The organism is Burkholderia sp. Leaf177 (assembly GCF_001424345.1).
In the GTDB taxonomy this organism is placed as follows: domain Bacteria; phylum Pseudomonadota; class Gammaproteobacteria; order Burkholderiales; family Burkholderiaceae; genus Caballeronia.
Genome location: NZ_LMPF01000003.1, coordinates 227601 through 239014, shown reverse-complemented (window position 1 = coordinate 239014; position 11414 = coordinate 227601). Strand labels below are relative to the sequence as shown.

11 protein-coding genes are annotated in these 11414 nt (G+C 60.0%); 5 read left to right on the top strand and 6 right to left on the bottom strand.

What is annotated here, in order from left to right:
• Positions 1 to 33: 33 nt before the first annotated feature.
• Entirely contained in the window at positions 34 to 801 is a 768-nt protein-coding gene (locus ASG35_RS06710; protein WP_056354471.1) for an ArsR/SmtB family transcription factor, read from the bottom strand.
• A 137-nt stretch (positions 802 to 938) separates the two neighbouring features.
• On the opposite strand from ASG35_RS06710, the gene ASG35_RS31890 reads away from it, so the two are divergent.
• The 3 genes from ASG35_RS31890 to ASG35_RS06700 all read left to right on the top strand — a co-directional run bounded on the left by ASG35_RS31890 (position 939) and on the right by ASG35_RS06700 (position 3412).
• The gene (locus ASG35_RS31890) at positions 939 to 1091 is read left to right on the top strand and encodes a hypothetical protein (RefSeq protein ID WP_200945694.1); all 153 of its coding nucleotides are present in this window, start codon (positions 939 to 941) and stop codon (positions 1089 to 1091) included.
• Between the two features lie 103 nt (positions 1092 to 1194).
• On the top strand, positions 1195 to 1722 hold the full coding sequence (locus ASG35_RS06705; RefSeq protein ID WP_056354468.1) for an acyl-CoA thioesterase: 528 nt from the start codon (positions 1195 to 1197) through the stop codon (positions 1720 to 1722).
• A 136-nt stretch (positions 1723 to 1858) separates the two neighbouring features.
• Complete coding sequence (locus ASG35_RS06700; protein WP_056354465.1) at positions 1859 to 3412, top strand: class I SAM-dependent methyltransferase; 1554 nt, start codon at positions 1859 to 1861, stop codon at positions 3410 to 3412.
• 53 nt (positions 3413 to 3465) lie between these two features.
• On the opposite strand, the gene fumC is transcribed toward ASG35_RS06700, so the two are convergent.
• The 5 genes from fumC to ASG35_RS06675 form a co-directional block, all read right to left on the bottom strand.
• Positions 3466 to 4860, bottom strand: coding sequence for a class II fumarate hydratase (gene fumC / locus ASG35_RS06695; protein ID WP_056354464.1), 1395 nt, complete (start codon positions 4858 to 4860; stop codon positions 3466 to 3468).
• A gap of 38 nt (positions 4861 to 4898) precedes the next feature.
• Complete coding sequence (locus tag ASG35_RS06690; RefSeq protein WP_082508256.1) at positions 4899 to 6575, bottom strand: phospholipase D family protein; 1677 nt, start codon at positions 6573 to 6575, stop codon at positions 4899 to 4901.
• Positions 6576 to 6917: 342 nt separating this feature from the next.
• Positions 6918 to 8330: an MATE family efflux transporter gene (locus ASG35_RS06685; RefSeq protein WP_235527471.1), complete on the bottom strand. Its 1413-nt coding sequence runs from the start codon at positions 8328 to 8330 to the stop codon at positions 6918 to 6920.
• A gap of 196 nt (positions 8331 to 8526) precedes the next feature.
• Positions 8527 to 9582 carry an NAD(P)-dependent alcohol dehydrogenase gene (locus tag ASG35_RS06680; protein WP_056354463.1) on the bottom strand — a complete coding sequence of 352 codons (1056 nt, stop codon included), beginning with the start codon at positions 9580 to 9582 and terminating at the stop codon, positions 8527 to 8529.
• Positions 9583 to 10056: 474 nt separating this feature from the next.
• Positions 10057 to 10278 carry an RNA-binding S4 domain-containing protein gene (locus ASG35_RS06675; RefSeq protein WP_056354462.1) on the bottom strand — a complete coding sequence of 74 codons (222 nt, stop codon included), beginning with the start codon at positions 10276 to 10278 and terminating at the stop codon, positions 10057 to 10059.
• A gap of 366 nt (positions 10279 to 10644) precedes the next feature.
• Between ASG35_RS06675 and ASG35_RS06670 the strand changes: the two genes are divergently transcribed.
• Positions 10645 to 11028 (top strand): hypothetical protein, encoded by a 384-nt coding sequence (locus tag ASG35_RS06670; RefSeq protein ID WP_056354460.1) that lies wholly within the window; start codon positions 10645 to 10647, stop codon positions 11026 to 11028.
• Between the two features lie 69 nt (positions 11029 to 11097).
• Positions 11098 to 11352 carry a hypothetical protein gene (locus tag ASG35_RS06665; protein WP_056354457.1) on the top strand — a complete coding sequence of 85 codons (255 nt, stop codon included), beginning with the start codon at positions 11098 to 11100 and terminating at the stop codon, positions 11350 to 11352.
• Positions 11353 to 11414 lie beyond the last annotated feature (62 nt).

Here is an 11414-nt window from a genome sequence, read left to right as displayed (position 1 = left end):
ATTTGGTCGGCACATGGACAGGCGACGAGAGGCTCACGCTTCGCTGAGGAACTCGGCGAAATGATGTTCACCAGCCGGCGTGACGCGCAGGATGCGTCGGCGAGACGTTGTTTCAAGCCAGCCGTGTTCGGTGCAGGTATCGAGGAAAGCCGCGCCTAGCGCGCCGCCCAGATGCGGACGGCGCTCGCTCCAGTCTATGCACGTGCAGGCGAAGCGCCGGCGCCGCGCTTTCTGCTTGTTCAGATCGATGCCAAGCTGCGAAAACGCGTCCATTCCTTGCGCGGTTGCATCGAGTGAAGTGGGGCCGGGACGCGCGGATTCGGACGCAGCGCGGGGCACAACCTCCAGCCATTCCGATTTCAACATCCGTTCGAACAACTGCACCGCCAGTTCACCCGCCAGATGGTCGTAGCAGGTCCGCGCGTACCGCATGTCGAGCGGCACGGCCGACGCACGTCGCGGCGCCTGTCTATGCGCTTCAGCCGGCTCGCGCAGCGGCGCGCTGGCCTGCGCGAGATTGGCGAGCGCTTCGATCGCCATGGCGATGTCGGGCGTGGCGATGCGGTAATAACGATGCCTGCCGCTGACCTCGAGCGCCAGCAATCCGGCGTCGATCAACCGCGCAAAATGCCCGCTTGCCGCCGATGGCGAGATGCCTGCGATCATCGTCAACTCGCCGGCGGGACGGGCGGTGCCGTCCATCAGCGCCCACAGCATGGCGGCGCGCCCCGGGTCGGCGAGCAGTGCGCCGATCCGCGACAAACCCGGGAACGGGCGTGCATCGTCGTGATTGAGAGTCATGAAAACCTCCTTCGATTGACTCTACTTTAGCGTCACGGCGCACGCGATGTTTCACTGAGACGTGAAGTAACAATGCACCACGACCACGGGGCTAAAATGCGGATTCGTATTGAAGTGCGGTCTTGCAGGGGATTTTCATGCTGAAACTTTGGGTAGTCGCGCTGCTTGCCGCAGTGTGTGCCGTGTGTGCGGGTTGCGCCGGGACTTCGGGTGGCTCGTCTTCGGCGGGCGGGTCGAGCGGCATCACCATGTATGGGGTTATCGACGAAGGCATTTCCGTGCGCAAGTAGGGAAACGCGCGTCTTGCCCTGAACCCGTCCATATTTTGGGACTCGTATAATTCCGGCAACTTCACTTTGCCGGGCAGCGCCGCTGGGCGTGCCGCACATCCTCATGAACACTACAGCGCCGCTTTCGAATTCCACCGATGCCCCCATCAGCGACCGGTCCGAAACCACGTTCCGGTTTCTCGCCGAGCCTACGTCCGTCAACTTCGGCGGCAAGGTTCACGGCGGCGCGCTGATGAAGTGGATGGACGAGACGGCCTACGCGTGCGCCGCCGTCTGGTCCGGCCGATACTGCGTGACCGTGAGCGTGGGCAACATCCGCTTTCGCCGGCCAATCCTGGTTGGCAATCTCGTGGAGTTGCGGGCACGGGTTGTCGCCACCGGGCGCACGAGCATGCATCTGCATATCTCCGTGCATGCCGGCGACCCGAAGAGCGGCGTATTGCAGCAAACGACTGATTGCCTGATGGTCTTCGTTGCCGTCGATGAACAGGGCAAACCGGTGCCGGTGCCGTCCTTTGTGCCCGTGACCGACGAGCAGAAGCGCCTCGCAAAATACGCGATGGATGTGAAGGACGCGCTCGATGCCATCGTGGAATTGAAGCCGGAAGAAGTCGCCGCGGGCAAAGTCTAGAAATTTAGACGCGATAAAACAAGTAAATAAGACGTTTCTCATTCATGAATGTGTGCGTTGTAGGCATAGTTCGGCGCACCGAGCGTAAGGCCGCAAATGAGGCCGGGCGCAAACACAATCTGAATGAGGAACTACCATGACCTGGACGGCCGGCTACAACAGCTCCGTTGCTTACACGACTGGCTATTACCAGGAACAAAGCCCGAGTTTCCTGAATGCGTGTCTTGTGATGCAGCGCGTACAGCCGCCATCGATCGAGAAATTCACGTATTGCGAACTTGGGTTCGGTCAGGGATTGACGTCGCTGATCCTGGCCGCGACGCATCCGAACGGCGAGTTTTACGCCTGCGATTTCAACCCGTTGCATGTTCTCAGCGCGTCATCCGTGCGCGACGAAGCGCGGCTGCCGAACCTCACCTTGCTTGAAAACGGCTTCGGCGATCTTGCACAAGGCAAGGTCGATCTGCCCTTGTTCGACTTCATCACGTTGCACGGCATCATCTCGTGGGTATCGGACGAAACGCGCGCGCAGATCATGCAGTTCCTCACGCGCTATCTGAAGCCGGGCGGTGTGGTGCAAATCAGCTACAACGCCATGGTCGGATGCGCGCAGATTCAGCCGCTGCAACGCTTGTTGATGCTTGGCGCAGGAAAGGGCGGCGACGCATGGGAGAAAGCCAGTGAACTGGCCACAAAAGTAAAGAATCTGGAAGCACTGCATTTCACGCGCAACCCGGATTCAACGGGACGCGTCAATGGTTTCAACGATCTCAACAAAAACTATCTCGTTCACGAATACCTGCATGCAAAGTGGACGCCGTTTCATATCACCGACATTGCGCGCGAAATGGCGGAAGCAAAGCTGAGCTTTGCCGGCAGCGCGCGATTCGCGCATATGACGCCTGTTCCGTGGCTCGGAGACGACCAGCGGCAGATGCTGGAAACGGTCAACGATCCTATCGAGGCGGAAGAGTTGCGCGATTATTTTGCGAATCGTGGATTCCGCTCGGACATCTTCGTGCGCGGCAAGGCGCAACTCAGCGATATCCGTCTGCGCGAACAAGGGCGTCACGTTTATTTGTGGGGCAACGCGTCGGCGGTCTTCAAGCCGGAGGTGAGTGTGGAGCACGCCACGATCACCCGCACCGACAACTCGCACAAGGTGTTATTCGATTTGCTGCACCGCTCGGAAACGACGCTGGCGCAAGTCTTCGATGCACCCGAGCTCGCTGGACTGTCGCTCGACTCCATTCTGAAAATGCTGCGTTTGTCGATTGCCGTTGGCGAGACCATGGTGCGTTACGGCGCGGAACAACCGCGCGCGGCAGCGGACCGGCTCAATGCAATCTTGCTGTCGCGCATTGAACGCGGTGAGGTCTGGGGCGCATTGGCGTCGCCCCGGCAAGGCGGAGGCGCGGGAGTCAGCGTGCTGGATCAGTTGATACTCGCTTCGCTGCATGCAAAAGCCGATCCGGTAAAAGCACTGACCAAGGATCAAGACGAACTGGTCGCGCGCGTGAAGCGCTCATTGGCCGCGACGGGCCTGAAATTACGCGTCGGCGATGTTGACGTGGCCGAAGAAGACACGGACCAGCGTCTTGGTCATATCCTCGAAGACTCCGGGAAGACGCTGCTCGCGCATGCCGTCGAACTGGGTTTCATGGCCGCGCGAAAAACTGCCGCTCGATAAATCCAACCAGCCAACGCAGCGGTCGATACACGCTCAACCGCTGCAACCCGGCTTTATTTCTTCCCGACCATCTCTTCCGGCTTCACCCACTCGTCGAACTCGGCTTCGGTCACGTAGCCGAGCTTGAGCGCGGAAGCCTTCAGCGTCGTCCCTTCCTTATGCGCCTGCTTCGCAATCTTCGCGGCCTTGTCGTAGCCAATATGCGGATTCAGCGCCGTCACCAGCATCAGCGATTCGTTCAGCAAACTCTCGATACGCGGCTTGTTCGGCTCGATACCAACCGCGCAGTTGTCGTTGAAACTTTGCGCGCCATCGGCGAGAAGACGCACGGACTGCAATACGTTGTGCGCGATCATCGGGCGGAACACGTTCAGCTCGAAATTGCCGCTCGCGCCGCCGATATTCACGGCGACGTCATTGCCGAAAACCTGGCAGCACAACATGGTCACGGCTTCGGATTGCGTGGGATTGACCTTGCCCGGCATGATCGAGCTGCCCGGTTCGTTTTCCGGAATCGATAATTCGCCCAAGCCGCAGCGCGGGCCGCTCGCGAGCCAGCGGATGTCATTGGCGATCTTCATCAAACCCGCCGCGATGGTCTTGAGCGCGCCGTGCGCGAACACAAGCGCGTCGGCGGCGGCCATGACTTCGAACTTGTTCGGCGCGGTTTCGAAGGGCAGGCCGGTCAGCTTGCCGATCACGTTCGCGACCTTCACCGCGAATTCGGGATGCGCGTTCAAACCCGTGCCGACCGCCGTGCCGCCGAGCGCCAGCTGATACAAATGCGGCAACGTCGATTCAACGTGGCGGATCCCCTGATCCAGTTGCGCGACGTAACCCGAAAACTCCTGTCCGAGCGTCAGCGGCGTTGCGTCCTGCAAATGCGTGCGGCCAATTTTCACGATCGAATCGAAGTCCTTCGATTTTTTATCGAGCGTTGCGCGCAAGGTTTTCAGCGACGGCACCAGATGCTTGACGATCGCGACAGCCGCCGCGATGTGCATGGCGGTCGGGAACACATCGTTCGATGATTGCCCGCGATTCACATCGTCATTCGGATGAACCTTGCGCGCCTCGCCGCGTTCGCCGCCCATCAGTTCGCTCGCGCGATTCGCGATCACCTCGTTCAGGTTCATGTTCGACTGCGTGCCCGAACCCGTTTGCCACACGGCAAGCGGGAATTCGTCCGGATGCTTGCCGGCGAGGATTTCATCGGCGGCGGCGATGATGGCTTTCGCTTTATCGTCGGCGAGCACTTTTAGTTCTGCATTCACTTCCGCCGAAGCGCGTTTGACGATCGCGAGGGCATCGATCAATTCCGGCGATTGTTTTTCGCTCGAGATCTTGAAGTTCTGCAACGAGCGTTGCGTCTGCGCGCCCCAGAGTTTCTCGTTCGGCACGGCGATTTCGCCGAAGGTGTCTTTCTCGAGTCTTGCGTTGTCCGTCATGACTACTTGCTCCTTCAGGTTCGGTTGAAACGTGATGCTCAGAGTTGAGCGTCGACAGGCAATAACGTGAACAAGCCCGTCAGCAGGTTGCGGTACAAGCCGGCTTGCGGATCGAAGTCATACGTGCGCATCTGGCCGTTTTCTTCGGTGATCCAGATGAGCCGCGACGTCGACGAGCCGATGTTCTGGAGGCCGCCCAGTCCTGCGGGAGGTGCGAGCTCCACACGATACGACGTTGCCGGCGCAATGCCGCGATCGAACAACTCGGCGGCTTCGCGGGCAATTTCCTGGTTATAGACGATCAGCACGAGTTCCGTGTTGAGCGACGCCGAACGCGGATCGAGGTTTATCGAGCCGATGACGAGGATACTGCGGTCGATCACATAAGCCTTGGCGTGCAGACTCGAGCGCGATTGCGACCCGAACAGTCCGGCGCGCGGCTGGCCGGCGCCCTCGGCGATCACGGGTTTCAGTTCGTACAGTTCCACGCCGGCCTTCAGCATTGGCACGCGATAGGGCGCGTAACCCGCCTGGACCGCGACGGCGTCGGTGGCAGCAAGCGAGTTTGTCAGCACTTCGACCTTCACGCCTTTGCCGGTGATCGCGGCAAGCGCCTTGACGCCTTCGTCGTGAGGCACGAAATACGGCGACACGATCAAGACGCTGCTCTTCGCCTCGTTCGACAATTCTATGAGACGTTCCAGAGGCGGGCTTTTGTAGTCCGGATCGGGATGCTCGATCTTGACCGGCGAATCGGCTTTGAATTCCGTGCGCGCCCACGTGAGACCGAGGCTGTCCTGCGCGATCTGCTGAGCAAGCGGCGTGGCGTTCAGCGGTTTCGCGTTCAACGGATCGGCTTGTTCTTTCCAGTGCTGGCGAAGGTCGGCGCGGGTTTTATCGAGATCGGCGGGATCGAATTTCTGCTTGTTGAGCGCGCGTAGCGGATACGCAATCGAACTGTTCCAATAGTCGTCGAAGCTCGCCGATATTTCCTGCGTCGCCGGTCCCGCCACGAACGCGTCGAGATCGCGAAACTGGATGGTCGGACTCGCGCTGAAATATTCATCGCCGAGATTACGGCCGCCGATGATCGCAATCTGGTTGTCCGAAATCATCGCCTTGTTATGCATGCGGCGCGTGAACTGGTCCACGTTCGTGAACAGGTTGCGCGTGCGTTCGCCGAAACTCCGAGCCGCGCTGCCAAACGGATTGAAAACGCGGATATCGATGTTCTCGTGCGAATTCAGCGTCGCCATGATCTTGTCGATATCCTTGAAATTCAGGTCATCCACCAGCATCCGGACCTTCACGCCGTGGTCCGGGGCGTACAGCGCCGCGCCGAGCAGCAGCTTGCCCGTATTGTCCTCTTCCGCAATGTAGTACTGCATGTCGAGCGTTTTCGTGGCGGCGCGGGCAAGCGCGATGCGCGCCTGCAGCGCTTCGGTGCCGGTTGGCAGCAAACGCACGCCGGATGTGCCGGGATGTTCGGCTTCCTTTTGCGCGATAGCAGCGCGCAGCGGCGTATCGGCCGTGGCTGCGAGCGCGTGCGTGACCGGATGATCGAACGCGCTTGCCGGCGGCCGCGTTGCGCAGGCGGTGAGCGCGACTACAGCGAGAGCAGCAATGGTGAGCTTCAAATAGCGCGAAATTCCGCTGGGCCCGGCATGAAAGGCTTCGTTTTTCGATAACTGCCTGCTGCGTTGCGACACGTCCATTTCTCTTCTTTCCCGAGCGATTTTTATGATCTGGCGGCGCTAAAGACACGCCTTTCTTTTCGTTCTCAGCGCTGGATCTCGTTCAAAAGCCGGAGGATCACGCGGACCCATTTTATGGGAAAACAGGGTATTCACACGCGGACAGCCACGAATTGTGAAAATGTGGGATGGGTGACGCGACAGATCGACGGACGAAAAAAAGCCCGCTTCAAGGAAGCGGGCCTAATACCCCTGTTACTGGATGAGTCTCAAGGAGACGGCTTGATCGTATCCGGGGAATGCCTGGATTCCAACCAACAATGCCTGCTTAACTTATTCGGCGGCGTTACTGCAACGTCATGTTCAAGCCGTATTACGTGACGCCTGGCTGTTTTTTTCGGCGGGCAACGGGCTCCCGGCCACGAGCTTGCGGCTCATCCGGTCGAAACGGAAAGTCATCAACGCTGCAACGCTTGCCAGCCCGGCCGCCAGCCCCCACCACAGGCCTTTTGTTCCGCCGCCGAAGTGAAATGCCAGCAAATAACCTGTCGGAAAGCCGATGCCCCAATAGCCGAACGCCGCGGCGAGCATGGGCACGCGCGTGTCTTTCAACCCGCGCAGCACGCCGGAGGCCACCGTCTGCATGCCGTCGACGATCTGGAACACGGCGGCCACGCCCAGCAGCGAGGCCGCCAGCGCGACGGTCTGGGCGTTCTTCGGGTCATCGAGATGCAGATACAGCCCGACGATCGCGTGCGGCGCCAGCACGAGCACGCAGCCCGACAACGCCATGAACGCCACGCCGAGCGCGAGCGCGACAAACCCCGCATGGCGCGCGGCCACCGGCACGCCCGCGCCGATCCAGTACCCCACGCGCACATTGGCCGCCTGGCCGATGGCAAGCGGCACCATGAACGCCACCGACGCCACGTTCAACGCAATCTGGTGCGCCGCGAGCGGCGCTTCGCCGAGCGTTCCGACGGTCATGCCGGTGGCGAGAAACAACGTGGATTCAACGCCATAGGTGATCGCAACCGGCCAGCCGATGCCAAACAGCTCGCCCATTAATGGCAGGCGCGGACGCGACGCGGCGACAAAATGCTTGAATCGCGGACGCAAATGCAGGAACGCGACCAATAGGAGTGCAGTTCCCCAGACGGTGATGGTGGTTGCGACCGCCGATCCCAGGAAACCGAGGCGGGGCAGGCCGTAGGCGCCGTGAATCAAGCCGTAGTTCAGGAAGCCGTTCACGAACACGCCGCCAATCGATACCCACAAAAGCCGCCGTGCCGCGCCGATTGCCGGCAGGAATGCGCGCATCATGCCGATCCCGATCAGGCTGCCGGGCGCGCCCCAGCGCAGCACCGCGCAATATTCGCCGACGTTTTTAGCAAGCATTGTGGGTTCGTGGAACGCAAGCAGGATCGGCTCGGCGAAGCTCAGCAATATGAACGCCGGAATGGCGAGCAGCAGCGACAAGACAAAACCGGTCCAGTAGATATTCGGTACGAGATGATCGTTATTCGCGCCGCGCGCGTGCGAAACAGACACGCTCACCGACGTCAGCACGCCCTGCAGCAGCACGACCACGACAAAAAACAGGTTCGCGCCGAGACCGCCCGCCGCGAGCGAATCCGGGCCGAGCGAGCCGAGCAGGATGGTGTCGGTCACGCCCATTGCCATTTGCGAAAGCTGCGAAATGGCGAGCGGCGCCGCGAGAATGGCGGTATCGACGGCATGACGGGAAAGGCTGGGCGCCACATTCGCGCGATTCATTCGGGTTGGCATGACGGATAACAGGAAACTTGCGCCGCGCGCTTGGACGATGTACAAAGCCGCCGCAAAAACGGTAACGGGCGATGCGAAGGCCGTTGCCGGCCCTGCATCGCCCGGTCGTTCCGGCCGGGCTTCGGAGATCGGCGTGAATCACGCGGAATCCGAAACCGGCGAAAGAGAACGAAAGCCGTCTAGCTTATTGCTTGATCGAGCTCATGTCGATCACGAAGCGGTATTTCACGTCGCTCTTGATCATCCGGTCGTACGCGGTATCGATTTCGTCCATTCGGATCATTTCAATATCCGACGTAATTCCGTGCTTGCCGCAGAAATCGAGCATCTCCTGCGTTTCGGCGATACCGCCAATCAGCGAACCCGTCAGCGACCGGCGCTTGAAAATCAGGTTGCCGATGGACGGCGACGGATGCGGATGTTCCGGCACGCCGACGAGCGTCATGGCGCCATCGCGCTTGAGCAGCGTCACGAACGCGTCGAGATCATGGGAAGCGGCGACCGTGTTCAGGATGTAATCGAAGCTGTTGACGTGCTTCGCCATCTGCTCCGGATCCTTCGAGATCACCACTTCATTCGCGCCGAGGCGCTTGCCGTCTTCCACCTTGCTTTGTGACGTGGTGAACAGCACCACGTGCGCGCCGAGCGCAGCGGCGATCTTCACGCCCATGTGCCCTAGGCCGCCCAATCCGACGATACCAACCTTCTGCCCCGGCTGAATATTCCAGTGGCGCAGCGGCGAGTAGGTCGTGATGCCGGCGCACAACAGCGGCGCGACGGCGGCGAGTTCGAGGTTTTCCGGGATGTGCAGGGTGAAGGCTTCATCGACGACGATCTGCGTGGAATAACCGCCGTAGGTCACGCCGCCAGTGTGTTTGTCCGGTCCGTTGTACGTGCCTACGAAGCCGCTGCCTTCGCAATATTGCTCGAGGCCTTCCTGGCAACTCGGGCACGTGCGGCATGAATCGACCATGCAGCCGACGCCCGCGAGCTGTCCGACCTTGAACTTCGATACTTCCGATCCGACTTCGACCACACGGCCGACGATCTCATGGCCCGGAACGTTCGGATACACCGTGCCGCCCCATTCGCCGCGAGCGGTGTGCAGGTCCGAATGGCATACGCCGCAGAACAGGATGTCGATACGCACATCGTGCGGCGTGAGGTCGCGGCGCTCGAACTCGAAGGGGCTGAGCGGTTCGGTGGCGGAACGTGCGGCATATGAGTTGGTCTTGTACATGGAATTGCTCCAGAAAAAGGGCAAAGAAGTGCCAGGCGAAATGCCGGTGCCTGACACGAATATTTAATGCTCCGGTCATCGGCCTGTTGGACGGGCGCGTGCCTGAAACATCCGGGCCGGCGAACGAGATCGCCGGATAAAGCGGGCAAGGGCCGTGCAGGTCCTGAAGAGGACTTCCACGCGTTGCGATAGAAGGAATGGTTGCAAGGATGGCGTTGCTCGGCCGGACAGTGTCCGGATGCTACGAGGGTGCAGCGAAGGTCCTGCGATGCTTCTATTAGTCGGCGGCGCATTTAAATTGATGCCGCCTGAAACGATTTTAGATCGGCATAAAAAAACGTGCTTGAGTGGCCGTGATGTCACCGGAGCCAGCCGTTACGAAGCGCTGATTATCGCGCTTACGGCGACGTCTTCCAACCCGTCCCGATGTAAAAATTGACCACGGTCAGATGCGTGCTGCATCGATCGAATGATTTATTCCGGCTTGCGAATCTTGATGGTGGTGTCGTCGACAAGAACCGTTTGGCCCGCGCGGATCTTGCACGTCTTGCGCAACTCAACCTTGCCGTCGACCTTCACTTCGCCCTCGGCTACACGCATCTTCGCCGAGCCGCCGCTGTCGGCTAAGCCCATGATCTTGAGCAGGTTGTGCAGTTCGACGTAATCGCCCGTAAGCGTGAATTCCTGGCGCGGCATGGCGGCCCTCGTTCAGATTGAAACCGCTTTGAGGCGGATAGGGCGCACATCATAAACCAGCGATGCAGGCCGTATTCGTGTGAAGTATTGGCTGTGCAGGCACGCCGCGTGCGAATAAGGCCATGTCCCGGTAAATCCGGCCATCCGGCGCTTTTGCAACATGTCAGAAAATTAAACCTTCGGTAACAGTGACGGGTTTCATCGAACCCGGATGGCGGGAGCGGGGTCAGTCGTAATACGTTGTCCCGTAATCGAGTAAGCGGGCGATGGCAGCGCGCAGTGCCCAAGGGCGTTTCAGGACACGAAACAGGCTGCCCTGCGTTGCCATCGATACCCGGAAAAACAATCGCTAGAGAGGAATTGAATATGTCGCAAGTCAAGAAGATGCTGCTTGGTACCGCTTTCATTGCTATCGCAGGTTCCGCTTTCGCGCAGACCGCACAGCCGACCGATGCCGGTGCCCAGCCGCCTGCCCAGGTTACGCCCGCGCCTCAGAACCTGACGGCTCCGGCGCCTACCGATCCGCTGGTTCAGAAGCGCAACGCGAACGCTCAGGCCAGCGCGGAATACAAGGCATCGAAGAAGGCGTCGCAGCAGGAATTGAAGGCGACCAGCAAGCAGGCGAAGCAGCAATACAAGGAGCAAGTCCGCAACGCGAAGATCAACAAGAAGGCCGATAACCAAACGGCCAACGACGAACTCAAGTCCGCCGAACCGAACGGTCCGCAGAACACGAACTTGCAGCACTAAGCTGGATGTATCAATGAGCGCGGCTTTTTCGTGATCGCCGCGCCCGGAAAAAAATAGAAGGAGAACATCATGACCAAGACCACTCATCGTTTATGTGCTGCCTTGCTTGCAGGCGCGTTTGCAACGGCGGCGACGGTATCGATCGCGCAGACCACGGCCGAGCCCACGCACGCGGAGAAGAAGGCCGCCAAAAAGCAGGCCGAAGCCGATAAAGACGCGAACGTGGCGCAAGCCAAGGCCGACAAGCAGAAGACCGAGTCGCAGTCGAAGGCGAATGAAGCCGCCGCCGACGCCAACCTGAAGAACGCGAAGAAAGCGGACTGATTTCGCTTTGTCGCTTGAAGAACGGCCCGACGAGCGCAAAGCTCGCCGGGCCGTTTGTTTTT